This window comes from Bradyrhizobium sp. USDA 3315 (genome assembly GCF_054056795.1).
The window spans coordinates 9,276,031-9,302,059 of sequence record NZ_JBSRYP010000001.1; the positions used below are offsets into that span (position 1 = coordinate 9,276,031).

Below are 26,029 nucleotides of genomic sequence, written 5' to 3' on the forward strand. Positions count from 1 at the left end.
TCTCGTGCCGGCTGAGTGCACAGTCTCCTGCCCGACAGCAGAAACCCCGCGCCTTGCAACTGGCAGAAAAGCCGGACATGTGCGCCGGTCGCACAGCCTTCCGGCGGCGCAGGACCGACGTTTCTGCCCGGGCCCAGCGCATCTCTTCCATGTAGAATTGTTGACCCAACGTCATGCTGTCGCGCTCATCCGTGCAAATAACATTGCCGCTTCGGATGGTCCTAGCCCAACGACGCCTACAAAGCTTGGCGGCGGCATTGGGATGTCCCGATGAGTAGGCTTCCACAGGTGCAGGCAATATCGGCTGTTATTCACATATTGCGAATGTGGCGGATGCAGTTGCATCACGCATTCCTCCTCGTCCCAGAACAGGTCTTTTACGAAGCACATCTCTTCCCAGTTTGGACAACGCCGCGGCGTCGAGACAGCGACATGCTCCCAGCTAGGACGGACTAATCCACTGATCTTGAGCTCACACCCGCAAGGCCCCTGCACAAGAAACAGGCCGCAAGGGCCTGATCCGGGTACACTGGCGAACTGGCCGTATTTTACCCGGCCAGTCTCAAGCCTTTCTATAATCTGCGCTCGCACGTCCCCTCCTTTGCCTCGCGGATCGCTTTGAAGTCGACATAGACGACGTTGTCTGGCAACTCATTAACCCGCGCCACCTCGGTCCTCAACGCAGCGTTCCAAAACCGCTCTTCAGCGAACCATCTGCTGAGAAAGCCGCAGATGTCCATCATCACTTGCTCTCCTATTATTGGTTTTCGGCCGCTCACATCGTGTTTTGAGAACGCAACGAACGCCCTCACGGCTTCCGGTTGCCTGAATGCAAGCCGTGCAAGATCTGCTCGATGCGAATCACCCAGTTCCACACTCATGGTGACCTGACGGGCAAGATCCGTGGACGACTCCGTCGCAAGGTCGAGCCTCACACGGGCCCTCTTGCTCATCGATGCCGGCAGGCGCGACCTCATATCGCCGAACAGAAACGCCTTCAGCCAGATGAGCCCTTGAGCTTCGGCACCTCCAGACAAGTATTGATTGCCCTGCCCGTTGAGATCATCTGGCGATGTGCTTGAACATATGAAATGGGCCGATCATGTCCCATCAACGCATCGCCGATAGATCGATCGTCATCCCGGCCGCTCCATTTGATCGCATGTGGTACTTGCTTGTGGATTCCATTGTGGCTCGCAAACCACGCGCGCCGTCGCCACTGTGATTCGAGGGCGACGGCGCCTCGGTCCGTGCTGCCATCTGGTACTCGATAGGTCGCAGCGCTTGCTTCTCGTGGTCTGAAACAGTGCCAATGCGTCATCTATGTGACCATTGTCGTGCTGTATGAGCGCAAACCAGCTCGCATCAGAGCTGCAGACGGCTGGGCCGAACATGTCCTTGAGTGAGCTGCTAACACCTAGCCCTCGTCCCGCGATCTCAGCGGCTCTTCGTAAGCTAGCGGTCAGGGAAGGAGACTAGCCTGATTCACTTCCTCAGACTCAACTGCGAGTAACGCGGATCTTTCGGAGCGTCACCGCAATGCAGCACTTAACGCATTGTCGCCGCCGTATGGCGCTGGCGAAGCATTTACCTCCATCTGCAGGTGTTCGCCTTCAGACATCGGTGTCGCGAATTCGACTACAGGCAGCTAATTCCCGGAACTGGATCCGACAGACACCATTTTTTCTTCTGTCAAAGCGGCACCTGCACTTCTCCGCTCGTGGCATGCTGATTGCTGGGTGACGAAACACGAAGTCGACAGGACGCGCCATATCCGGGCATCAATTCAAAACGGGCCATTTGATTTGTCCAGAGCGGTGCAGTGCTAAACAGGTGTGCAAGTCTCAAGGTGTTCCGCCTGAGCGACAATGCAAACGAAATCACTTAGCTGGATACCTGCCGCGCAGCGAACAGAATTCTGATACCCGAGCCTTGAAAGAAGACCGCGAAACTCATGAGTGATCCGAAGCGTGCAAACACGAGCCTATTTCCGTGGGCCAGCGCGTCATGGGATGAATGATGCACTGGCGTACACCAAAGCACCCCATGATCAAACATTACGGCACTGACTGCGGACCTTGGCAGCCGCACAGGAAATGGAACCTGTGGCCACTGGTCGGGCTGCTCCTAAATGCACTGCTCTGGGCCGGTATGTGCTGGATTGTCACAGCCCTCCTATGAGGAATCGACCCGACCCACTGGCAATGTCACGACAAATGGTTCGGTACAGCCTCTCGTAGGCCGCGGCTTCCGATCCAACCGTGCGGAGGACGGAACATGCGCACCGTACACTAACGAAATAGAGACAAGAGGACGGCATTTCGTCTCTGCAAACTGATATGCCCGCAAGCATACCGGCTAACATTGGCTATTACCCGCGACCAGATGCGCAACAAAATCCGGAGACGTGCTTTGCGAGACACGCGCGAGAACGGCTAAAGGGATCGGTCGCCGGCCGCGCCAGTGTCGCGATCACATTGAGACAGGAGCGCGTTCGCATATCAGCATATTGCACGCGGCCACGCCGCCCCTCTCCCCCGAGATCCGACGCCCCGCCATACGGCTCGGCTCGCCCCGCGTGCAGACCTGCCACTACTTGGCCGCGCCAAGACGCTGAGTGATATTTGCCCCGCCAATAAAATTGCGAGCCGATGTACCCGCGGGGCGTTCTGCCGAAACGGAGCGAGCCGTTAGAACTCACAATCGGACAACGTATCGTCCTCGTTTCTGCGCGCCTGCCAGTCTTGAGCATGCCGAGCCAGCTTGTCGTATTCCATGGCAATCTTAAGAAGCCTATCTCTGGATTTGCCGTAAGCGAGCGCTTCCGCCTTCTTTCGCGTTGCTTCCGCACGGCCTCGCCAGTGATCGGTCTCGTAGAGTTTACTTTTCGGATTCATGGCAACGAGCATGCAATTTTCAGATCAACGAATTACGACAAGCCGCTAAGTACAATTACGTAACAGCAACGCTTATCTCGTTGATTCCGCTGCCGCGCGGCCATACACAGCCGGCGTACAGCAATCAATGTGTACCCCTCCTTCCGAAGCGCCCTCGCGCAGGCATCCGTGTAAGACGGAATATGCACATTCCACAGATCAGACGATCGGATCCTCGAAGGGACTTGAATCACACGCTGCGTCAGATTGTACGATCCTAGACAAGTGGGGAACACCTTCGACAATCTAGACGCTTCCTGACAGATAACGAGAACTGCGCACCCGGCCTTGCTTCCCGGTTGACACGTCAACTTGCGTTTGGCGCAGGGAACAACAACCGCTGCCCACCAGCTTGAAAGGATATATCATGACTCAAAACCAACGAATCCGTTTGGCTTCGCGCGCCAACGCCAGTCACAGCGCGATCGCGCTTGCTATCGCATTGACAGCAGTAATCCCCGAGCAGGTGAATGCGCGCGACCAAGCGCCGACCGCAGAGGAGAAAGAGGCTTGTATGGAGGACGTGTTCCGCCTTTGCAGCAGCCACATACCAGATCGTGTCGCCATCACGTCTTGTCTCAGATCCAAGCAAGCGAGTCTCAGCCAGCAGTGTCGCTACGTGATCTCCGCTCGAGATACTGGCAAGAAAAACGGCGACCCAAAGTGAAGGACCGCCGATCATGCCGGTGCCGATCAACTCACGCTCAGAACTGGACCCAGCCTGACCTTCCACCAGGACAACTGATCAAGCGCTGGCCATCGAGAGTGGCACCAATCGCGTCACAACTGACAGAGGCTCTGGCCACAGCTGGCTTGTCCGGATAGGCGAATGCACACACTACCCTTCGATACAGTTCTGATCGCCAATAGGGGCGAGATAGCTGCGCGAATCATCAGAACGTTGCGGAACCTTGGACTTCGTTCTGCAATTGCCTACCACGAGGTTGACGCCCTGACCCCCGCCGTCTCCATGGCCGACCTGGCGATTCCGATCAGCGGCCGCACGCCGGTCGCGAGCTACCTGGACTTCGCACAAATCATCGCTGCCGCTCGCAAGGCGAGTGCCGGCGCGCTGCATCCGGGTTATGGATTGCTTTCCGAGAATGCGGAGTTCGCCAGGGCTGTGATCGAGGCCGGCATTACCTTCATCGGACCTGCTCCGGAAGCCATCGAGCTCATGGGAGACAAGATCCGGGCCCGCAATTTCGTTCAACGGAACGGCTTTCCAGTCGTTCCCTGCGCCATCGAAGAAGATGAACCGACGACGTTCGTTTCCAGAGCGCAAGCGGTTGGATTTCCTCTGCTCGTGAAGCCATCAGCGGGCGGTGGCGGCAAGGGCATGCGGATTGTTCGCGACCTCGGTGCATTGGAAGCAGCCATTGAGCAGGCGCGCAGTGAAGCGCGTCGCTACTTTGGAGATGGCCGACTTTATGTCGAACGATATCTCGAAATCCCACGGCACATCGAAGTGCAGGTGCTGGGTGACGCCTTCGGTAACCTGGTCCATCTCTTCGAGCGCGAGTGTTCGGTGCAGCGGCGCTTCCAGAAGATCATCGAGGAGACGCCCTCGCCCGCGCTATCGCCAGAATTGCGGAAGCGGATTTGCGAGGCCGCGGTTGGCATCGCCCGTGCAGCGCAATATCAGAATGTTGGAACGGTTGAGTTCATTCTCAGCGAAGGCGCGTTCTACTTTCTCGAAATGAATACTCGCCTTCAAGTCGAGCATCCAGTGACCGAGATGATCACCGGCGTCGATCTGATCGCCGAACAGGTTTATGCCGCAGCGGGCCGCGCACTTTCACTTTCGCAATCCGATATTGTTTCGAATGGGCACGCAATCGAGCTCAGGCTGTACGCAGAGGCTCCCGAACGCGGATACGTCCCAACCACTGGCAAAGTACTTCTTCTCGAATTTCCGGATGGCGTAAGGATCGACAGCGGTATTATGCAAGGTCAGCACATCACGCCGGCATTCGATCCGATGCTCGCGAAGATCGTCGTGCATGCGCCGAGCCGCATAGAGGCTGCTCTGAAAGCTCATCGCGCCGTCCGAGAGCTTGTTCTACTTGGGTGCGAGACCAACGCTAGCTTGCTCGCCCGAATCCTGGCGGACGAGACATTTCTCGGCGGTCAATTCCATACTGGATACCTTGAAGAAAATCCGCATCTCGCAGCGGACAATTTTGCCACCGGATTGTGTGCGTTCCTGGCATCCGCCGCTCTCCTGACGAGACCGGTGCGTGCTTCCGCTGACGCCGTGCCCGAGCTTCACGCAGCACTCGGCAGCTGGAGGAATTGACGTGTATCACTCATTCGAGCTCGACCGCGTAGACCATAGGCTATGGCTTTCAACCGGCCAGCAGGGCTACCGGCTCCATTTGCGAGACCAAGTGATTGCTCCGGTCGCCTTCACTCATCACAGTGAGAGTAGCGGCATCCTGACCATTGCGGGTGAGAGTGAACCGGTCAGATTCGCCATCGAGGGCGACCTGATTCACCTACATATACGCGGCAGAACCCGCGTTTTGCGCTACAACGACCCGTTGCGAACGCTCGCTCCCGCGAATGACGAAATACGTCCTCTAACCGCCCGGGCGCCGATGCCTGGCGTCGTTGTTGCGACCACCGTTTCGCCTGGTCAATCAGTCTCGGCGGGAATGGCGCTGATGATGATTGAGAGCATGAAGCTGGAGACGATCATACGCTCACCACGGGACGGCATCGTCGACCGGATTCACGTCGAGCAAGGCGAGAGCTTCGAGCATGATGCTGTGCTGGTCACGCTCTCCAAGGAAGGGCGCTGAAATGCAGCGGATCGATTCCGTAACGGACGTGAACTCGCAAGCGTTTCGCCGCAATGATCTCCACAACAGGCAATTAGCGGCCGAATTGAAGGAACGGCAACGCGCTGCCCGCTTCGACCGGCCCGAACGGGACTTCGAGCGACTGCGTCGACAAAACAAACTGTTTGTTCGCGAGCGACTCGCGGCCTTGCTCGACCCGGAAACTCCGTTCCTGGAACTTTCCACGCTGGCCGCCAACAAGGCATATGATGGCGAGGTGCCCAGCGCCGCGCAGGTTGTCGGCATCGGCATTGTGGCGGGTCGGGAGGTAATCGTTCATGCCGACGATGCCAGCGTAAAAAGCGGTGCATGGTATCCGCTCTCGGTCAAGAAGATTGTGCGGGCTTTAGACATCGCCATCGAAAACCGTCTACCGGTGGTTCATCTGTGCGACTGCGCCGGCGGATTCCTGCCTTTGCAGGCAGAATTCTTTGCGGATCGCTACCATGCCGGTCGAATACTCCGGAATCAATCCATTCTCTCGAAGATTGGAGTGCCGCAGGTCGCCATTGTCATGGGGCACTGCACCGCGGCAGGGGCCTACGTCCCCGCGCTTAGTGAATACAACATTATGGTCGAAGGTACGGGAGCGATTTTTCTCGGCGGCCCCCCGGTCGTAAAGGCTGCCACCGGGGAACAAGTGTCCGCCGAAGACCTTGGCGGCGCCCTCATGCATACCAACGTGTCGGGTACCAGTGATTACGTCGCAAGCTCCGAGATGCATGCAATTGCGATTGCACGCGACATCGTCGCTCGCCTCCACCAACCGGCGAAGACCTGTATCGATCGAGAGGCTCCTGAGCCGCCCGCTTACAGTGCTTCCGAGCTTTACGGTATCATTCCAACGGACACGCGAGCGCAGTTCGACATGCGAGAAATCATCGCCCGTTTGGTCGATGGGAGCCGCTTCCATGAGTACCAGCCCCGCTATGGGACATCACTCGTGTGTGGCTTTGCGCGGCTTCATGGATATCAAGTCGGGATCCTTGCCAATAATGGCGTGCTATTCGGCGATAGTTCGCTAAAGGGCGCTCATTTCATCCAATTATGCGACAAGAATCGGACGCCCCTGCTCTTCCTGCAGAACGTCACGGGCTTCATGGTTGGCCGCGAGTATGAGCGACGTGGGATCACCAAGGACGGCGCTAAGCTGATCATGGCTGTTTCCGGAGCGTCCGTGCCGAAGTTTACGATCGTTTGTAATAGCTCGCACGGCGCGGGAACTTACGCTATGTCGGGACGCGCGTTTGACCCTCGATTTGTGTTCAGCTGGCCTAATTCCCAGATATCTGCGATGGGTGCCGAGCAAGCCGCGGGCGTGCTCACCCACGTCAAGGCGCGACAGCTGGCTCGCGCGGGCGGCCGCCTCTCCGAACAACAACTGGCAGCCATTCGAGAGCCAATTCTTGAAGAATATCACGAGCGATCGAGCGCCTATTATGCGACCTCCGAAATCTGGGACGACGGCATCCTTGATCCTGCCGACACCAGAACCGCTCTCGCGATTGCATTGAGCGCTTCGCTCAATACGCCGATCGACGCGCCGCAGTACGGGGTATTCCGGCTGTAAAGCAGGACCGAACACGAGTTGCGGATTGAGACAAGCCACCTTCCGCGAGCCGGCGGTACCGAGATCGACGTGTGCTCCATCGGCATCTCAAATTGGAGCGCCGTTTTTCCCTCATTGGCTTGAACTAGCGCGGCCCCCAGCGGGTCCACAAAGCTTTCAAGCACTCTATGAAAGCAGGGGAGCGTACCGTTCGTTACGTGCCGTGCATCTTCGTCTGCAATGCGCGTTACTCTCTATTAGCCAAGAGGTTTGGCTTCGATCGACCCGAAGCAGATAATAGAAGCCCGCTTCAACGCTCCGTGGAGCAGCGCCCCAGGGCAAAAGGCTTGGAAGGATGCCGTGCACCGGATCGGAACACCGCGATCAAGAGGCAGCCGCGGCAAGCGCCGGCGTGAGACAATTATGTTCGCGCTGGCGTCCATGCGCCAGCACTGCTGTTATCAGTCCGGACCGCACCATGAAATGGAGAGCTTGACCCTCACGTAGCGTCAGGTTGTAGCCTCACTTCGAGCCCCGCGCTCAACCAACTGATGCGCAAGGGTCAATGAACTATCAGCCGCCCGGGGACAGGGTAGCCAGCTGCTTCGATGCACCAATGCCATGTCTCTTCAACGAAAAGCCCCCGTTGAACGGACAAGCCTAAGCTTTGGACAGGGACCGTGTAAAGTTCAATGGAAGCGCTCAAATCGATCATTGGCAAAGTTGCCAACGGCGCCACTCTGACGCGTGAGGAAACCGCGTTAGCCTTCGACAGCGTGATGTCGGGGCACGCGACTCCCTCGCAGATCGGCGGCTTGTTGATGGGAATGCGGGTCCGCGGCGAAACGGTCGAAGAAGTCACGGGTGCAGCCTCCGCGATTCGGAATAGAATGCCGCGGGTCGAGGCGGCATGCGATCCCATCGATATCGCTGGCATGACCGACGGTCCTTTGTGTTCGGTCAACGTGTCGACGTGCGCCTCCTTTATCGTCGCGGGGACCGGCGTTCCTGTTGCCAAGCATGCCAACCGCGCTGCGTCCTCAGGTTCGGGCGCCGCAGACGTGTTGGCGCGCCTCGGCGTGAAGATCGATCTTGAGCCTGAGGCAGTTGCGCGTTGCGTGCACCAAGCCGGCATCGGCTTCATGTTTGCGGCGGCCCATTATCCGGCGATGCAGCGCGTTGGCCAGATTCGGACCGCACTTGGGACCCGCACAATTTTCAACCTAATCGGACCACTGGCCAATCCGGCCAGGGTCAAGCGACAGATCGTCGGGGTATCCTCTCGCGAATGGGTCCAGCCTCTGGCGTACGTGTTGAAGAACCTTGGTGCGGAATCGGTATGGGTGGTTCATGGCTCGGACGGGCTCGACGAACTAACCCTTACCGGCCAGACCTTTGTTGCAGCGCTTGAGGCGGGTACAGTCCGTACGTTCGAGGTGACGCCGGAAGAAGCCGGGCTCCCCCGCTGCCGCAAGGATGCGCTGGAAGGCGGTGATGCCGACGCCGCCGCACTGCAATGCATGCTCGATGGTGCACCAAGTCGATTTCGCGACGCCGCGCTTTTGAATGCGGCGGCGGCTTTGATTGTAGCCGGCCGAGCTTCGACGCTACAGGAAGGCGTTGCACTTGGGAAAGATTCGCTTGATCGTGGCGCCGCGGCCGCTCGACTGAAGCGCCTGATCACGGTTTCTAATGCGTGACAGCCGAGTTGGTCGATGTTCCAACGTTCTGACAAGCGCGAAGGGAGTGCAGCCAGGAATGTGCGCTGCTTCTGCGAGCTTTCGAAGACGGTGTGCGCCAGTCCGCGCCTTGATCAAACAATTAGCCTTAAGCACGTCGCGCGAGAACCACCCCTCTTCATCGGCAAGAGCCCGTTGCGGCACACCGTCGAAGTCGGGATCCGCGACGGAGTGGGCGCGCTGCGCTCCAAAGGAGATAAGCGGGGATGTCCTCACAGGATATGGAAACACTCGGATCTATTGCCACGATAGAACACATCATTCGAAAGTTTCGGGAATTGATCGACACGGACGGCTCGATCCCGCCGGAGCTGCGAGGTGCGCTGCACGCGACGCTCGATGAGCATCTTCTCGATGCGAAAAAGCGTGTTCTTTTGAGAGTACATTAACGTGCCGATGTTGCTAAATGCGGAGAACATCCGGCCGACTACTCATGGATTCCTCGCCGCGATCGACGCCCGAGAACAATTGCGAGCCGCCGCCTTGCCCATCAATAGGGCGCTCGCAAGCAGGAAATCTCCTCCCGCTGAGCTACCCTGCGAAATGGAGCAGCCATTTGATTACAGCGCGCCCAATAGCAAATGCAAATGGATCAACCTCATCTGCTCGTAACGGAAGCACCAGAATTGGAGTACAACTCCAGAGGCAGGTCATGAGCCACCAGTCTGCTCCTGGGATTCGGGATATTCCATCAGTCCAAGCGACAGAGTTCCGTCAGGCCATGCGAAATCTGGCAGGTGGTGTCGCCATCGTGGCGACAGGAACGGCCGCCGAACGACGGGGGCTGACGGTTAGTTCTGTGACCTCCATTTGCATGGAGCCGCCGTGTCTGCTCGTTGGCATAAATGCCGGCTCCGAGACGCACGACGGGATACTCGCCAGTCGCAGCTTTGGCGTCAGTCTTCTCAGCACTGACCAGGAGGACCTTGCGCTACGTTTTGGCGGTCAGGGAGGAGCGAAAGGTATTCACCGCTTTGATACCGCGCCCTGGAAACAGGGCGCTCTCGATGTACCGCTATTGCGGAACGCATTTTGTGCGCTGGAATGCGTCTTGTACGACCACAAGGTAATTGGGACACATAGCATCTTTATCGGCCGAGTTATCGCGACCCGTGTAGGTCACGGCAATCCATTGATCAATTTCAGGGGCGCGCTTCGAACCTTGTTGCTTGATTGAGTGCGACTTCCCAGCGCTGTTCGGGCAAGCGCGGCACTCACGCGAGTCTGCGAGAGTTGAGGGAGAGATGATCTGCATTTTCATGATCTGTGTCGTTACATGCGTTGCAGGAATTGCTTGCGAATCGCGACTAGCCCTACAAGCGCGGCCATAGACAACGAAGAACTCCGCACGCACCCCTTCGGGCTGATCGACGGCTTGCGCGACCGCCGCGGTTAGCCAATCCAGCACGCACCTACACAAGGGGGGTGCCGGTCCTTGCGTGGCCGAACTTGCGCACATTCTTGCCTGCCGGTCCCCCCCAAAGATCGCAGAAACGTGAAATGACAGGAAGATGACAGCTAGCACCCACGAGGCGGCTGGATTGATGCCAGGGAATGTAATTTGCGCAGTTATCGAAGGAACTTCCTGATTGAAACGGCTGCGGCTCGCGAGAACAGCCAAACCGGTACGGAATCTTGAGCTTTCATAATCGCGTCCTACCAAGCTTGGTAGGTCCGTTATTGCAACCGGCGCGGCATTATTGCCTGCGGCAAGACCAGACTTCAGAGGTCCACCCGACGCATTGTGATCCAGCGCGCAGGCCTTCTTTTGCGACCGATGAAGTCGAATTCAAAGGTTCAGACAACTATGTCCAGCAACCCGTTCGAAACCGCGGTCATTCTCGATGGCATCCGCCGTTGGGTCGAAATCGAGTCTCCGACCGAGCGGCCGGATCAGGTCAACAAACTGGCTGATCTCGTCGCGTCGGGCTATCGTGACTTGTCGGCGACCGTCGAGCGCGTTGCGGGGCGTGACGGCCGCGGCGATCATTTGGTCACGCGCTCGTCCTGGGGGCAGGGCGTACCGGGCATTCTCGTGCTGAGCCATCTCGACACAGTTCATCCGATGGGGTTCATCGAGCGGTTGCCGTTCAAGGTCGAGGGCAACAGGGCGTTCGGCCCTGGCATCTACGACATGAAGGGCGGCGCCTACCTCGCCTATCACGCGTTCCGGCAGGCTTGCGCCGATGATGTCCGCCCTCCGCTCGGCATCACCCAGCTTTACGTATCGGACGAAGAGACCGGTAGCCCGACGTCGCGGCCGCTGATCGAGGCCGAGGGTCGCAAGGCCAAGTACGTGCTGGTGACCGAGCCCGCGCGCGACGGCGGCAAGATCGTCACCGGACGCAAAGGCGTTGCGCGCTTCGACGTCTTCGTCAAGGGCACGCCGGCCCACGCCGGCGCGCGCCCCGAAGACGGCTGCAGCGCGATCCGGGAACTCGGCAATGTGATCCAGACACTGGAGGCGATGAACGATCTCAAGCGCCGTGTCACCGTCAATGTTGGTGTCGTCCGCGGCGGCACCAAGCCCAACGTGGTTGCCGAAGACGCCTATGCGGAAGTCGACATGCGGGTGCCGACCATGGCTGACGCCGACGAGCTGGTGCCGAAGATCCTCGGCATCACCTCGCGCACCAAGGGCGTCAGCGTGAAGGTCGCCGGCGAATTGAACCGTCCACCGTATGAGAAGAGCAACGCCGGGGCCGCACTTTACGAACACGCCAAGGGCCTTGCCGCCGAGCTCGGCTTCAAGCTGCTCGACGTCTTCAGCGGCGGCGGCTCGGACGGCAATTTCACCGCGCCGCACACCGCGACCCTCGACGGTCTCGGCGTTGACGGCAAGGGAGCCCATACGCATTACGAGCAACTCTACATTTCATCGATTGAGCCGCGCGCCCGGCTCCTCTATCGCCTCTATCAGACGCTGCAATGATCTTCGCACTTGAGGAGCCCGCGATCGCGACGTGCACCGAATGAAGATACGCTTGCACATTGGCGCGGCCGGTTCGAACGGCGCAACGTGATAAGTTGCCATGAGGCCGACTTGTCGAACATGATCGTCCGATCTCGCCCTGTGCATCCGACAGACGCGGACTGAAGGATTCAATGACGGCGCAGCGGACGTTCCATCCGCTATAGGTTGCGAAGACGACGGATGCCCGATCGCATAAGCGTGGGCGTTTCGATCACGGCCTCATCGCCCGCGAACCTAGTCTCAAGCGACATTCTGACGCAGACCGTGGCGCAGAATTGCTGTCGATACCACGCCTCTCGGCAGCGCTTTCCCGACAAACCTGAGAGCTTTGCCGAAAGGGCTTGAATCGGACGTAACGTTAAGTTGTACGATCCGAAGAACGACGCGAGCCTTCGTCTGCCGTCGGAATCGTGAAGGATTGCGAATGTCTCACCTCATCAGAACATACGCTGGGTGTTGGTCATGATCCTCATCCCCAACAGCGAGTTGGTCGAGATGCTCATGCAGCTAGTCTTGATCGCAGCGCCACGGCTCGAAGGTAGATGTGAACGGCCCCAGATTCCGGAACCGATGTTATGGGGCTATCCCAAAGTGAGGCGCCGGCGAGACGGTGATGCCGGAAGAGATCGGCGTAAATCCCGGGCCCTTGCACGGCGCCGCCGCGTCCCGAATTTGAAACCGAACGGCGAGACCACCGTACCGAACTCAATTCGGAGAACCGGTGGTTCGCTCGGTTCACACCACTTTCCCGTCACTGGCGGGGCCCTCCCCTCGCGCAAGCGTGTGACAGCCGAGGCTTTCAAGAGACTTGAGCTGCACGTGGCGCTCGGCGTGACCGGCGTGACGTCGGAAGAGATGGCGCGGTATTTTGGAGCAGCAAGTTGAAAGCGCCGGACGGCGTCAAAAAGGTCCTGCTGATCGACCACATTGAAGGCCAATGCCGGGCCATTGTCGGCTTCAAAGATGGAGATCCAAGATCAGCATATATGTGCGGCGAACCTGTATGTCAAAGACCAGGCAAGAAACAGTCGTCATGGTGTACCTATCACTACGGACAGATGCACGCCACTTCTGCCGAGAACAGCAGAGCAAGTGGATCAAGTGCCTGAGATACTTCGAAAAGTGTCGATCGTTCGCAATCCACGACAATCCTCAAGAACCGCTTCGTCATGCTAAAGGCCACGTGATCATAGCCTTTGCGAAGGGTAGCCGAAGCACTCAATCGAGGTCTGGCGAAGTAATTCCGGACTCGCGGCTGAACTACATTGGAACTAACGTCTCTTGCGAAGCGCAATCACACGGAGAATGAGTTGGATCTCTGCACATTGATCGAGCGCAACGCTGCGTATGCTCCCGACAAAGCCGCGATCCGTTTCGAGGGACAGACCCTGAGCTACGCCGGCTTCTATCGACGGATTGAGCGGGTCTCTCGCGGCCTCAAGAGCCAACTCGGCGTCGAGAGAGGTGACCGGATCGCGATCCTCAGCCTCAACCGGCCTGACTATCTGACCTTGCTCTATGCCTGCGCGCGGCTCGGCGCAATTCTCGTCCCATTGAATTGGCGCCTTGCGGCCGCCGAGCGGCTTTTCATTCTGTCCGATTCCGGGGCAAAAGTTCTCATGCTTGAGCAGTCCTTTAACGCAGTCTTGCCGGATCTGACGCGGCAACTTCCTGATATCTGCCTCGTCGGGCTGGACTTTGAGCCGCCGGGCGGAAGCAAGTTGGACGACCTTATGGACGGAGACTGTGGTGGCGAACGCAATCCACGTGCGGACCTGTCTTGCCCGCTTCTGATCGTCTATACTTCGGGCACCACAGGGCGACCTAAAGGCGCTGTGCTGCGTCAGGAAGCATTGCTGTGGAACGGGGTCATGAGTCAGCATATGCATGACCTAACCTCGACCGATCACGCCCTGACTGTTTTGCCGCTCTTCCACGTCGGCGGCCTGAACATCCAGACGACCCCAGGCTTGCATCACGGCGCGACGATAACTATCCAAAGCCGCTTTACGCCAGAGGCAACGTTTGATGCATTCGAACTGGACCGGCCCACGGTAGCAGCCTTAGTGCCGGCCATGATGCAAGCGCTAACCGACCATCCGCGGTGGGTAAGCACGGACCTGTCCGCGCTCAAAGCAATCTGTACCGGATCGACGATGGTGCCTCAGCGCCTTGTCGAGCGCTTTGTCAGGCGCGGAGTGCCAGTCTTACAGGTTTATGGTTCCACGGAGACCTCTCCCATCGCTGTGTATACCAAGCTCGGCGCAGATCCCGTACCTGACGGCGCAAGCGGCCTGCCTGGTCTTTATTGCGAAGCAGCCATCATCGATGATGTCGGCACCAAGTTGCCGCCAGGGACCCCAGGCGAGATCGCAGTACGCGGGCCCAACGTTTTCTGCGGATATTGGGGCGATCAACAGGCGACGCATGAGGCCTTTAGTGAAGGTTGGTATCGCACTGGTGACATCGGCCGCTGCGACGCCGATGGATATTTTTGGATCCGCGACCGCAAGAAGAATCTGATCATCTCCGGCGGAGAGAATATCTATCCGGCGGAAGTGGAACGTGTGCTCATGGACCATCCCGATGTCGCCGAATGCGCAGTCGTCGGTCGACCGGACCCGCGCTGGGAAGAAGTACCGATAGCCTATGTGATCAGGCGACCGAGGACCCGGATCGGAGCCGACGCGCTGTTGGCGCATGTCCAATCGCAGCTTGCCCGTTTTAAGGTACCGCGCGAAATCATTTTCACGCAACAGCTGCCGAAAACGGCGTTGGGCAAGGTCCAGCACTTCATGCTGAAGATGCTCGACACGCAGTCAAGCCCGCAAGGAGACAACGATTGAGATCGACGGATTGGCTGGGCGTAGTTCCCAATTGCACCAAAAGAGATATCGAGACGGCGCAATACCGCCTTTCGGTCACTACCTGCATACGATGCGCCGCTGCGAGTTCATCGTTGCTGGCATGGCGGTCTGTGTTTGATCACGCCAAGTGCCTGGGGGACCGTCGTTGCCTCGGGTCCTAATCATGAATGCCGGGACGGCTCAAATGTCGGGCAGCGATCTGACAGCAACTCAACTGTCCCTTTCCGCCAACTCCGCATGCCGCTCTGCCTGGTTTGCACAGGAGGGTGACCTAATAGTCTCTCCGATAGCAATCCCGACAGACTTGTTATTCTTCATTGGCGCGACGCTCGATTTCGATGCCTCGAGTCTCTCTACGCTTGTGCCTGAAGGCAGCGGCGGATCACCGATTCTTAATGATTGCACCCTGCTGTCCAATACGCTCGTCGAGCGACTCAACGGCCATATTCGCCGGAATTTCTCATCTTGGAAAATCCATTCCTGCTACTCTAGCGAAGGCGTAGCGCGCTTGGCGGCGCTGCTAGGCATCCCGCAGAGCGGGGACGACTTCGCTTTGCAGCGAGGGCCGGATCTCCTGAACCGCAAGAGTCACTTCCGTCAGTTGGCGACTAGTGTCGCGCTCCCGCTGCCCAGTGGATGCGCGACCACGAGCCCAGACGAACTATTCAGAGCGGTGACCTCCTTGAGGTCAGAGAGCGGCAGCGTGATCGTCAAGTTGGACAATGGAGCGGGCGGAGTCGGAAATGTCATCCTGACCGGCAATGAAAGCAGTCCACTCCCTGGGGCAAGAGATACCCGAGCGGTTGCTTGGCCATCGTTTGATCCTGAAGCACTTTGGTCCGAGCTGACAACAGCATCCTGCAAGACGTTGGTCGTTGAATCGTACCACTTGGCTCGCGCTCTTTTCTATCTCGAGTATGAGATAGAGGAGGACGGTTCCATCGTTTTCATCAACAGCGGCAACATACGGCTACGTCGCAGCAAAGATCGATCCGAACGGGCGCTCATCTGGACAGGACTTGAGCTTCCCAGCGACCTGACGAACGAGCAATGGCTGGCCGCCCAGGCGCACGCCTACCGATTTGTGGAGCTCGCGCGAACGTTGGGATACCGCGGAATGATCAACATTGATGGCATTTTCGCGAGCGACGGCCGGCTTTTCTTTAACGAAGCGAACGGCCGATGGGGCGGAGGTTCGGTGTTACACAGCATTGCCGTCCGGCTGCTCGGCATCGACTACTCCGGTCGCCACGTCATTTCATCCGTGCGAAACGTCCCATCATGTTCTCTCCAAGCTGCGCTTGATCGTTTCGTCAGGCTTGGATTTCTATTCGATGACACACGGAAGGAAGGCGTGATTCCGCTTGCCGTCGATCAAGATGCAGGCACGGTGGAGTGCCTGGTGATCGCGCGCGATAGGCCCACTGCCCGCGCTCTGCAGCACTCGTTATTGGCAATGGTCAATTGAAATCACTGTTTCAAACTCTTCCGTTCATTCGAACCCCTGCCTGTGCCCGCACGCCGGCGGTTGGGAACGTCAGGTGAGTATCTGCTTCGTCTCGCTCGAAGTAGATCCCACCGCGAACTTAGGATACGGCGCAAGGTCCGCTCTTCGAAGCGCACGGTGTCTGTCACAGGTTGGCTCTCCATATTCAACCCGTTCGAAGGCCATTCCAGCAAAGGCTCCTATAAGTCATCAGCAGAGCTTTCGATGTTCCGGCGATTCGCGCCGCTGCGTTTTGAACAGAAATACACCAGCGATCGGCGCTCGCCAGCGTGCACGGGCCTCACCTCATGCCGAAGCTTGCATGTGGTGACAAGCACGGCCCCGAGCGGCGGACGAAATACCTGCTGTTCGTACGCGCTCGGATAGACCACAAACTCACCCCCCTCAAAGTCCCTCGCGAGCTGAACGATCACGGAGTAGTCGAAGTCGGGGTCGCTCTCAGCATCCAAATGGATGCCAACAAACGAACCGGGAGGCAGTCGATGCATTTGGCATCGGCGAATCACGTAATCTGACGATGCTCCCAAGATCTTTTTCAGCGCAAAGCTGCGGTCTTTCCTCTCGAGCAGTTCGATGATCTGTCCTGTAGCTCTTCCATGCGCATTGCTAGGAGGGCGGCCGGGCGGATCCACCCTCACCCGCTTTACAAAGACATTGTGCGAATCGCCAGCATCGCCCAACCGCACCTCCTCTTCGGGAATTTCCATCTGGAGCTGATCGATCCTCGCCAAGTCATCTTGGGTGAACAACGTCTGGGGAGCGATCACGACCGTACCCTTCACCAACAGCTCTATACGATATTTGGTGAGAGCTTCCTCTGAAAGCAGACGAGATCTATCATTCATTGCGCGGGCCATACGGCTTCACTCCAAGGTTTGATCTAACGATTGGCTTCCCAATCCTCGTGCGTCGAGCGGAACGCTTCCTCCCAATGCTCACCGTCGAAATCTTCTATTCTCATGTTTTCGATCGTTCTCTTATCCAAACATCGAATGTTCACGCTGAAGCCGGAGGGATTCGATCGCGGCCTATAAAATGGCTTTACGCCGCAGATCCGGCAAAACGTGTGACGAGCGATATTCTTGTTGAATTGATACGTGGTGAGAAATTCTTCGCCGCACTCAATCGTGAGCTTATTGCCGGGCACGAGGAGGTGCAGTACCCCGGACATTTGGCAGATCGAGCAGTTGCATCGAACCGCAGATAGCTCTCGCGGCGCTCGGACGTAGAACTTGACGGAACCACAATGACAACGGCCATGGTGTTCGATCTCCGCAAGGCCGTCTCCCTCACCTGAGACAGTTCGCAGCAGATCGCGGCACCACTGTAAGCTGAGCCGATAGGCGCGATCGAATTCATCCAAAAAACGACTATTACCGTCAGCAGGCACAAGTTCGCGAATGAGCCGGGTCGTCATTTCTCCGTGATACTTCTCGGCAGGATCGTCGCCGCCGACGTGACTGCGGAAGTACTCAAGATCGTCAGACCGTACATCAAAGATTTTGACCAGAGTGGTCCACAGCGATTGGATCATTTCCGCAGCATGCAGCTCAAAAGCCACCATGTAGGCGCAGCGCACTAACGGGTCTTTCGACGACAATCCGGTGTAGATGGAATGCAGGTATCGCTTCGTTGTAGTGCTGTAGCTGGGCTGTATTGGTCTGCCGAGTAGTCGCGATGCGTCCTTTCTAAGCAGATTTGAGTGGAAGTTTTCAGTGGCCAGGATATCGGGCAGCGCAGCCTTGCCGCCACGGAGAACTCGGCCATAACCACCCATCTCATCCCAACAGATGAAATTTGCGACCACGCTGGTTAATTCAATATCCCTCGGAAGGTCTCGATTGCGACGCATCGCATCAAATATGAGATCCTTTTGCGAACCTGCCTGCAGGTAAGGGAACGCCTGTGACATCGCCAAATATTCAGGCAGCATGCCCGCAACCTGGCCCTCAGACATCTCCGCAGCGAACGGATGCGGGCCAAACAGAGTTCGCGCTTGCTCAGTCAAGTACTCGAAGACTATCTGCGAAGGCTGATCCAGTTGAACTTGAGACGCTTGAGAAGACCTCATTTGAACCCTAGCCGTGAGGAGAGAACGATTCTTGACGAGCAACTCCGTGTAAGGGCCAACTATTGGCAGTAGCGAGATCGGAGAGTTCGTCGGTTCGACGAGTTTTTGGTCGCGTCGCCATGTAGGCGACCTTTCCCTGGACCATCTTCGCAGCAACAAAGAGTGGCATCATGGGCTCAGTCCCTGTTCATGAGTCGTGGATAGGAAACTGGGCATTGATTGAAGCCAGGACCATCCCGTACTCGGATCCCGATCCACGAGCGATCCGATGCCAGAGCAGGGTGGCCACTCGCGCTTGCAGAAGCGGTAAGGGACGCGCAGCCCTGGGGAGGCTCACGTCACATGCGGGAGTGACATATCTGGTCGCCCCGACATTTCGAGCTTGCGCGACGTGTCCTGGATTGGCCACGCTCTCGTGGTTCGCCTCGCTGACAGTTCAACGAACTCGCTGCGGGCCTAGTACCGCACTGCTGGTGTGAACCGCACCCGGCTGGCCAGCGCGAGTGTCTCAATGCAAAGAGTCCTCTACTGGTTTTTGTGCGTCCTACGTGCACTCGTCCACCATCCTGTGTTCCTGCGCGCTTAGCAGCAATCTGCATGCCAAGCCTACCGCCAATCCATAAAGTTCTGAATGCGCTGAAAAAACACGCTCGTGACCGGCTCATCATTGCAGGTGTTTTGAACCTGACAGGATTTGCGCGGCGGTCAAAAACCGGACAGCGCCGGCGAGTCCGCGGACCGCAGGGCCTCATAGATGGCCAACGAATGGCGGAAAACGAACCCCATCGGCCAAATTTCATCTCAAGAGCGGGCTTGCCGCGATAGACGTAGAGGAACGCTCTTGGTTGTCAAACAAATCCCGAGATTCTGTGCACCAATGCGCTGTCGCCGAAAATAAGCCGAAAAGATGAGGCGCCTTCCGGTTGTCGGCTACGTCTGTCTCTAAGAGAAAGTCACGGCCTGATTGCCTTGGGCTGGCCGCGAGGTTTTTCCGCAACCGGCCATTTCAGACGGGAAGGAAACTCGCGGTGTCACAAACGTTCATTCAGCACGCGACGGTCAAATCGCGCATCAACGCGATCCTGCGTGCGACCAGCGGGAATTTCCTTGAGCAGTTCGACTTTTTCCTATTTGGCTTTTACGCCAGCGCGATTGGGAACGCCTTCTTCCCGTCAGAGAACGAAACCGCCTCATTGCTCAACACCTTTGGCGTGTTCTGGCTGGGCGCCTTAATGCGTCCGGTGGGCGCAATCGTGCTGGGCGCCTATATCGACAAGATCGGCCGTCGCCAAGGCCTGATCATCACGCTATCGATCATGGCGATTGGCACCGTGATTATCGCCTTTTGTCCCGATTATGCGACAATCGGTATTGCCGCCCCGATCATCGTTCTAGCCGGACGGTTGTTGCAGGGTTTTTCCGCCGGTGTCGAGGTCGGCGGCGTTTCGGTCTATCTGGCGGAGATCGCAACCCCGGGCAATCGTGGTTTCTATACCTCGTTTCAGTCGTCCAGCCAGCAGGTCGCTATCTTTGTCGCGGCAATCGTGGGTTACCTCCTGAACGCATCGATGCCAGTCGAAACCGTCGCCTCCTGGGGTTGGCGCATTCCTTTCTTTCTCGGCTGCCTTATCATCCCGCTAATATTCTTCCTTCGTCGAACGCTCGAGGAAACCCCCGGATTTCTGGCGATGAAGAAGCATCCTACGGCCCGCGAAATCTTTGCCTCGGCGCTAATCAACTGGCGCACCATCGTTCTCGGGATGATGATGGCGATCCTGACCACAACGACCTTCTATTTCGTTACGGTCTACACGCCCACGTTTGGCAAGACCGTCTTGAAGCTGTCCACCCAGGACGCGCTCTTGGTGACGCTCTTGGTCGCCGCGACCAACTTCATCTGGAATCCAATTGGCGGCGCCGTTTCCGACCGTATCGGCCGCAAGCCGGTTGTGCTCGGCATTGCTAGCCTAGCGTTGATGACCGCCTATCCGGCTTTAAGTTGGCTGGTGAGCGCACCCACTTTCGGTAAGATGCTGGCCGTGGCGATGATGTTCTCGTTCTATTTCGGCATCTATAGCGGAACTATGCTCGGGGCTCTCGTCGAGATCGTGCCTGCATATGTGCGCACAACATGCTTCTCCCTGGCCTTTGCGCTCGCGGCAGCTCTATTTGGCACCTTTACGCCACTCGCTTCGACTTGGCTCATTGAACGGACTAATGACAAGGCTTCACCCGGGTTTTGGCTGATGATTGCAGCCGCGCTCGGCATCATAGCGGCGCTCACCATCTATCGGGGGACCGCCAAGCCATCGAGGGTCGAGAAGCCTTCGCGCTCTGAGCCGTCCGACACCGCCCTAGGCGCGCAAGCTGCATCGCGCTAGGATACTGTAACCCTTAAGTGTTCCCTCTCGTTCATTACAACTAACCGTAGCGCTCTGGCCTCGGCGGCTTGCGAACGACGAGCATACGCCTGCGAAGTATCGCGAGCTGGACACGGATACGCAGCCTCTTGTCGACGCGCTTGATGGGCTCGGCCGGTTCCCCTCGTTGATCGAGGCCGTAACACAGTTTGCGGAACCAGATGATTGGCGGGCAAATGAAGAAGGTCCCCGACAGAATGCGCAGATCGCGGGCCCGGGCTACATGTTGCGCACGCACTTGACCGACGCTCTCGAAGGCCTCGAGACACTCCGCGACCACAATGTCAAGGTCAACGCCTTATCAAAACAGAGATCGAGAAGCCAAATGGGACGATCGCGGCGCGTGCAAGTTTCAAGATGTGGAAGCGTCGGCATACCAGAGAGCCAACGTCAACTAGGCCTATGCGGCGTGCTTGTTCGACATTGTCGGAAACCAGACACATCAGATTGCACGTCTGAAGACTTACGAGTAAGCAGTATGAATTACCACGTCAGCGATGATCAGCGTGCGCAGCTGATCGGCATTGAATATCGACGTCAGGCCTCGACGGCCGCTCGGTCCCGCGACCGCCCTGCGGCGCTCCGGACAGCTCTATGTCGCAGCTATGGAGCAGCATGGCAGCAGCGGGCCCTGATTGACGTTGCCAGCGTCCAGCTCCGCGCCCACACCGACAGCTTGAGCTACGTCGCGGCATAGAACCCCTGGCACCAGGTGCTCGGATCGAAATCACCATCAACTGCTCGCCTCTGCATCGGCCTGAACCGATCGAGCGCAGTCGAGTGGGCGTTGCTGATATTATTGCGGCGCAGCGGCACGGCCGATATCGCGGCGAACTGCGGGGTGCTGCCATTGTTGAAAGCTTCGGCATCGATCGCGCGTAGCGGCAAATCTAGTCGATCGACGCCGATCCGGGTACGACCACAGCGGCACAGCCGTCGAGCATGGGAATGCTCATGGCGGCAGATGTCGATTGTCGTGAGCCTGGCGCCATCGCTTGAGGCCCGCAAGCAGCATCGCCGCTGACGAGATGCTGCCTTATGATGACGCGCGCTCACGAGACAACCTGGTGCGATAGTACGCCATTCTGCTCGGACTCGATGCGCTCGCTCAGTACATTGGTCAGATAGACCTGCCGGTCAAATTCATGAAGCTTTGCCGTGAGCAAAGCCTGGACCGCGAGCTCTCGGCCGCCTTGGCCATCCCCGAACAATGCAATGCGTTTTCCCATGCTAATCGAACGCATGGAATGCTCGACGTTCATCGTCGGCAAGGTTGCTACTTGACCGGGCTGCAGGGCGGCCTTGTGTCGGAATCCAGATCGGCTCCGCCACAGGCGATAACTGATATCACAGGGGATTTCCAAGCGCTGAAGGCGGATGCGCAGCGGTCGATGGCGCCGCAGGATCAAGCACGACAGTCCTGTCAGCGTTCCGCGATCACCGAGGCCATTTGACGAAGAGAGCTAGTCTCGGCCGTCACAGAGGGCAAGCCCAAAGAAGCGCGAGCTGGCCGGTTTGCAATGAGAATCGGATTCCAGCCGTTGGGGCTTCAGTTCCAAGAACCCCAGATGTGCGGGTGGCACGAATGTAACCGCGTTCCTTCAGAAATCCCCGCTGGCAGTTTCAACGGTCACATCACGCAAGAACTCGACCGTTCCGCTGCTTCCGTGCTGGCCCAGATCCTGCATCGCGTCCAAATGCGAGAAGATGAGCGGCAAGACGAGGGCCTCGTTTACGCTTTTGATCCATCAATCGACGATGCAGCTACCGGTGCAGAGCCGGCGACGGCGATTAGCAACTTCACGGAGACGAAAGAGTAGAAATCGTAGGTGCCTCGGTCACGCCGCTCGAGAGTCGTTCTGGGAGGCGGCTCTGCGCATCACGGCTAATGTGCGCCAACACATCGATGCCGAGTGATGTTCGTGCGGACCCGGGGGCAGCCAGTCACGTTCGGCACTGCTTTCGCGAATTGAGACCGGCTCGGGTCGCTTTTCGCCACGACGCCATTGGAGGCCTGCGCGAACAGATCCTTATAGTCAACACCATCGCCGCTCGCGGCGACGCGGACAATTGCGTGCCAATTCTGAGACGAGGTGCTTACACGTGCTCGATAAGCTGGACCTTCGAAGTTTCAAACTACATCCGCAGCGGGATGCTGTGCTCAATGAAGTACACGCGCGCCCCTTTATGCAGCTTGTTCCGCCATTTAAGGTGGTCCACTTCGCATTTCTTGCGAAGGGCGATGCGGCCACAAGCGTTCGCCGCGGCTTCGTCGCATTTTGTCGAGAGCGCGACCTTCCACCTCCGCAGCTCTCGGCGAAACATCACCAAATCGACATCGGGCCCGTTGTGCTTCGCTGGGAGCAGCATGCCGAATTCGCAACCTTCACCTGGATAGCACAGAGTCCGTTCGCTCGTCAGACGGAGGACGCCCAAGGCGCCGTTCACTCCTTGATGAGCGCCTTGCGACAGGAAGGACAATTACTGGTCGCAATCAAGTTGGATGTAGAGCAGAACGCCTCCCCATTGAAACGCGCCGAACAACTTTTCGACAAGAGCAGCCTCGCCATGGTCCGCATAAAAGGCGGAACAAGTGTCATGGCCTCTGATTTTCGCGTCGACGAAGACGGTTTCACCAAAATTCTTGTCTGCGACCTCGGGTTGACGCCCCATAATCTCGGAGCACTGGTGCAACGGCTCCTTGAAGTCGAGACCTATCGTCCGTTGGCGCTGCTTGGTCTATCGGTCGCTCTCGAGCTCGGTCCATTCGTCGATCGCATCGATAGACGTCTTGGCGAGGTGCTCGACGAAATGCAAGGCGCGGAGGGATTGAAACTCAACAACCATCTGCTTGCCGAACTGACCGCATTGGCTGCCTCTTTCGAGCGTGGTGCGACCGGAAGCCTGTTTCGCTTCGATGCCAGCAGAGCTTATTACGAGTTGGTCCAATCCCGACTGTCCATCATCGAGGGCAGTGAGATCGCGGATTATCCGACCTGGTCGTTGTTCCTGGCGCGCCGGATGGCGCCGGCGATGCGGACTTGCGAGACGACCAAGGATCGTGAAGTAACCCTGTCGGTTAAGCTGGCGCGTGCCGCGGATCTTTTGCGAACCCGTGTCGACGTTGAAATCGAACGGCAGAATCGTGACCTATTGCACGCGATCAATGAACGGACTGGACAGCAGCTTCGGCTGCAGTGCACGGTAGAGGGATTGTCGGTCGCGGCGATAGGATATTATGTGGTCAGCCTGTTCGGCTACCTTGCCAAGGGAGCGCACGATGTCGGACTTCGTGTAGAACCCTCCTATCTAACCGCAGCGTGCGTGCCGATCGCAGTCGGGGTTATCTGGCTGGTCAGTTACAATACACGGAAGCGACACCTCAAGCATCGCGACGAGCCGTCCGTAACGGGCGAGTAAGCGCCCATTGCAGTGATTGGACGACAGGGCTTCACGACGTTGATCCTCAAGCGTCGCCGCCAGACGTGCTCGTGCCAATGGCGCGCAAGTCCGGCTTACGAGTTGCTGATATGGAAACAGAGGATGTCGCACAAACGATCAGCCGGCGGCTCGCGACACGACCAAGAGCGCCACAGATCTCCTTGATCGGCACCGTCAAGTCAAGGAATTAGGGCGGTCGGGGAGCGGACGACCGGCATGCCGATCGCCTGGGACACTCTTAGTTCGGGATACCTGTGGTGCGGAGATTTGACCTTTTCTCCGCAATTTAGGCGGAGAATAATATTGCTTATCCGACGAATGTAGCCGGCTATTCCCTGAGTGCTCAGCAAAAAGACGATGCGAGATCGTCGCCGCGGATGCCTCGATCGGCAAATCTTATTGACTTGAAATCGATAGCGATACGCGCGGCGTGGCGGGCAACCACCGTCGTGGAAATGATTTTCAAAGATCGACGCTGCCCAGGTTTTCGTTGCCGATCTACATTGGTGGCAAAACGACCTAATGATGGCAGCTCCCCTAACCACGACATGCCTATCGAATACGGGTGGGCACTCCGTTTGACCAGCGACGAGCGTTCGGGATCGTAAGGACTCTTCAGATCAAGCCTCGCGGGCTAGTGCCGCAAGATCGGTTTCGAGATTCGGTTGATGCTTAAAGATGGCTTCAATCAAGGCTTGCGCTGGTTGTTCGGCGGCCTCAACCAGCGCCGCCTTTTCGGCCCGCGCAGAGGGAGCAAACACTCGCTTGACGACGGTCGGCGAGCCCTTAAGACCGCATTTGGAGACGTCCTCGACGCCGGCATCGTGCGCGTTCCATTTCACGATTGGTGCACGCGCGGCACGCAGGGCATCCGCCATCGTGCCCCGCCGTATCTGGTTGGTCGCCTCTAGCATGGTGATGAGACAGGGCAGCCTCGTGTGCAAAACCTGGACACCACCTTCGGAGCGTCGCTCCGCTTCAATCGTGCGTGCGGCCAGGTCGAGGGATCTGACCTTGGCGACGTAAGTCAGCTGCAGCACGCCCAGCCGCTTTGCGATGCCGGGACCAACCTGCGCGGTATCCCCGTCGATGGTCTGCTTGCCGGTAAAGATAAGGTCTGGCGGGCCATATTCCTTACCGATTTTTCGGATGGCGGTTGCCAGTGCGTACGTCGTGGCCAGGGTGTCGGAGCCCGCAAAGCAACGATCGGTGAGCAGTACGGCGCGATCGGCGCCATAGGTCAGCGCTTTCCGCAAGGAGTCTTCCGCCGATTGCGGCCCCATTGTCAGTACGGTTATTTCGCCGCCGAACCGATGGCGCAGTTCCAGCGCAGCCTCGAGCGCGAAGAGGTCATATGGGTTGATGATGGTCGGCACGCCCTGACGCATGATCGTATTGGTCACCGGGTGCACGCGGATCTGCGCAGAATCGGGAACCTGTTTGATGCAGACGACATTGTGCACGGAGTTGCTCCAAAAGTTGCGACAGCTGCGAAGAGAACAGCAAGTGTTGTACCATCGCACCCAATTCCCTGAATTAGCTCGTTACTACAATGCCTTAGAGGGAGCCTATGCACTCATCTCGTTCGACGTTCCCGACGAACGAATACCGACACGCGTCGGAGCTGCGACAGCGCTATTCCGCTGGGCATGCCAGCCGAGTGGCGACAGGATCGCTTGCGA

General features: G+C 57.9%; 21 protein-coding genes. 13 read left to right on the forward strand and 8 right to left on the reverse strand.

The window, feature by feature from the left end; genetic code table 11:
- Positions 1 to 171: 171 nt before the first annotated feature.
- The 3 genes from ACVIYL_RS43250 to ACVIYL_RS43260 form a co-directional block, all read right to left on the reverse strand.
- A complete protein-coding gene (locus ACVIYL_RS43250; protein ID WP_445707305.1) occupies positions 172 to 591 on the reverse strand; it encodes a DUF7694 domain-containing protein in 420 nt (139 codons plus the stop codon).
- Positions 573 to 1,037, reverse strand: coding sequence for a hypothetical protein (locus tag ACVIYL_RS43255; RefSeq protein ID WP_456781536.1), 465 nt, complete (start codon positions 1,035 to 1,037; stop codon positions 573 to 575). Before ACVIYL_RS43255 ends, ACVIYL_RS43250 begins: the two co-directional genes overlap by 19 nt.
- A gap of 1,653 nt (positions 1,038 to 2,690) precedes the next feature.
- The gene (locus tag ACVIYL_RS43260; RefSeq protein ID WP_050384080.1) at positions 2,691 to 2,909 is read right to left on the reverse strand and encodes a hypothetical protein; all 219 of its coding nucleotides are present in this window, start codon (positions 2,907 to 2,909) and stop codon (positions 2,691 to 2,693) included.
- Between the two features lie 394 nt (positions 2,910 to 3,303).
- Between ACVIYL_RS43260 and ACVIYL_RS43265 the strand changes: the two genes are divergently transcribed.
- From ACVIYL_RS43265 to ACVIYL_RS43310, 10 genes are all read left to right on the forward strand, one after another.
- Positions 3,304 to 3,603: a hypothetical protein gene (locus ACVIYL_RS43265; protein WP_310885111.1), complete on the forward strand. Its 300-nt coding sequence runs from the start codon at positions 3,304 to 3,306 to the stop codon at positions 3,601 to 3,603.
- A 162-nt stretch (positions 3,604 to 3,765) separates the two neighbouring features.
- The gene (locus ACVIYL_RS43270) at positions 3,766 to 5,235 is read left to right on the forward strand and encodes an acetyl-CoA carboxylase biotin carboxylase subunit (RefSeq protein WP_456781537.1); all 1,470 of its coding nucleotides are present in this window, start codon (positions 3,766 to 3,768) and stop codon (positions 5,233 to 5,235) included.
- Between the two features lies 1 nt (position 5,236).
- Positions 5,237 to 5,740: an acetyl-CoA carboxylase biotin carboxyl carrier protein subunit gene (locus tag ACVIYL_RS43275; protein WP_310885113.1), complete on the forward strand. Its 504-nt coding sequence runs from the start codon at positions 5,237 to 5,239 to the stop codon at positions 5,738 to 5,740.
- A 1-nt stretch (position 5,741) separates the two neighbouring features.
- The gene (locus tag ACVIYL_RS43280) at positions 5,742 to 7,349 is read left to right on the forward strand and encodes an acyl-CoA carboxylase subunit beta (protein WP_456781538.1); all 1,608 of its coding nucleotides are present in this window, start codon (positions 5,742 to 5,744) and stop codon (positions 7,347 to 7,349) included.
- 671 nt (positions 7,350 to 8,020) lie between these two features.
- On the forward strand, positions 8,021 to 9,028 hold the full coding sequence (gene trpD, locus ACVIYL_RS43285) for an anthranilate phosphoribosyltransferase (RefSeq protein WP_456781539.1): 1,008 nt from the start codon (positions 8,021 to 8,023) through the stop codon (positions 9,026 to 9,028).
- 245 nt (positions 9,029 to 9,273) lie between these two features.
- Positions 9,274 to 9,456 carry a hypothetical protein gene (locus ACVIYL_RS43290; RefSeq protein WP_080667282.1) on the forward strand — a complete coding sequence of 61 codons (183 nt, stop codon included), beginning with the start codon at positions 9,274 to 9,276 and terminating at the stop codon, positions 9,454 to 9,456.
- Between the two features lie 263 nt (positions 9,457 to 9,719).
- The gene (locus ACVIYL_RS43295) at positions 9,720 to 10,244 is read left to right on the forward strand and encodes a flavin reductase family protein (RefSeq protein ID WP_310880959.1); all 525 of its coding nucleotides are present in this window, start codon (positions 9,720 to 9,722) and stop codon (positions 10,242 to 10,244) included.
- A gap of 630 nt (positions 10,245 to 10,874) precedes the next feature.
- Positions 10,875 to 11,999, forward strand: coding sequence for a M20 family metallopeptidase (locus ACVIYL_RS43300; RefSeq protein ID WP_310885114.1), 1,125 nt, complete (start codon positions 10,875 to 10,877; stop codon positions 11,997 to 11,999).
- A gap of 1,352 nt (positions 12,000 to 13,351) precedes the next feature.
- Positions 13,352 to 14,887 (forward strand): class I adenylate-forming enzyme family protein, encoded by a 1,536-nt coding sequence (locus ACVIYL_RS43305; protein WP_456781540.1) that lies wholly within the window; start codon positions 13,352 to 13,354, stop codon positions 14,885 to 14,887.
- Between the two features lie 205 nt (positions 14,888 to 15,092).
- Entirely contained in the window at positions 15,093 to 16,376 is a 1,284-nt protein-coding gene (locus tag ACVIYL_RS43310) for a preATP grasp domain-containing protein (protein ID WP_456781541.1), read from the forward strand.
- Positions 16,377 to 16,594: 218 nt separating this feature from the next.
- Here ACVIYL_RS43310 and ACVIYL_RS43315 read toward each other — a convergent pair whose 3' ends face one another.
- Positions 16,595 to 17,272: a 2OG-Fe(II) oxygenase gene (locus ACVIYL_RS43315; protein ID WP_456781542.1), complete on the reverse strand. Its 678-nt coding sequence runs from the start codon at positions 17,270 to 17,272 to the stop codon at positions 16,595 to 16,597.
- 23 nt (positions 17,273 to 17,295) lie between these two features.
- Positions 17,296 to 18,348: a GFA family protein gene (locus ACVIYL_RS43320; protein ID WP_456781543.1), complete on the reverse strand. Its 1,053-nt coding sequence runs from the start codon at positions 18,346 to 18,348 to the stop codon at positions 17,296 to 17,298.
- A 1,166-nt stretch (positions 18,349 to 19,514) separates the two neighbouring features.
- On the opposite strand from ACVIYL_RS43320, the gene tcuC reads away from it, so the two are divergent.
- Positions 19,515 to 20,867, forward strand: a complete 1,353-nt coding sequence (gene tcuC / locus ACVIYL_RS43325; RefSeq protein ID WP_456781544.1) for a tricarballylate/proton symporter TcuC — start codon at positions 19,515 to 19,517, stop codon at positions 20,865 to 20,867.
- Positions 20,868 to 21,587: 720 nt separating this feature from the next.
- Here tcuC and ACVIYL_RS43330 read toward each other — a convergent pair.
- Together ACVIYL_RS43330 and ACVIYL_RS43335 are read right to left on the reverse strand one after the other, a co-directional pair.
- On the reverse strand, positions 21,588 to 21,914 hold the full coding sequence (locus ACVIYL_RS43330; protein WP_456781545.1) for a hypothetical protein: 327 nt from the start codon (positions 21,912 to 21,914) through the stop codon (positions 21,588 to 21,590).
- 44 nt (positions 21,915 to 21,958) lie between these two features.
- Complete coding sequence (locus ACVIYL_RS43335; protein WP_456781546.1) at positions 21,959 to 22,315, reverse strand: hypothetical protein; 357 nt, start codon at positions 22,313 to 22,315, stop codon at positions 21,959 to 21,961.
- A 111-nt stretch (positions 22,316 to 22,426) separates the two neighbouring features.
- Between ACVIYL_RS43335 and ACVIYL_RS43340 the strand changes: the two genes are divergently transcribed.
- Together ACVIYL_RS43340 and ACVIYL_RS43345 are read left to right on the forward strand one after the other, a co-directional pair.
- The gene (locus tag ACVIYL_RS43340; protein ID WP_456781547.1) at positions 22,427 to 22,726 is read left to right on the forward strand and encodes a hypothetical protein; all 300 of its coding nucleotides are present in this window, start codon (positions 22,427 to 22,429) and stop codon (positions 22,724 to 22,726) included.
- A gap of 283 nt (positions 22,727 to 23,009) precedes the next feature.
- Positions 23,010 to 24,326, forward strand: coding sequence for a DUF3422 family protein (locus ACVIYL_RS43345; protein ID WP_310880967.1), 1,317 nt, complete (start codon positions 23,010 to 23,012; stop codon positions 24,324 to 24,326).
- Between the two features lie 641 nt (positions 24,327 to 24,967).
- Here ACVIYL_RS43345 and ACVIYL_RS43350 read toward each other — a convergent pair.
- Positions 24,968 to 25,810, reverse strand: coding sequence for an electron transfer flavoprotein subunit beta/FixA family protein (locus ACVIYL_RS43350; RefSeq protein WP_310880968.1), 843 nt, complete (start codon positions 25,808 to 25,810; stop codon positions 24,968 to 24,970).
- Between the last annotated feature and the right edge of the window lie 219 nt (positions 25,811 to 26,029).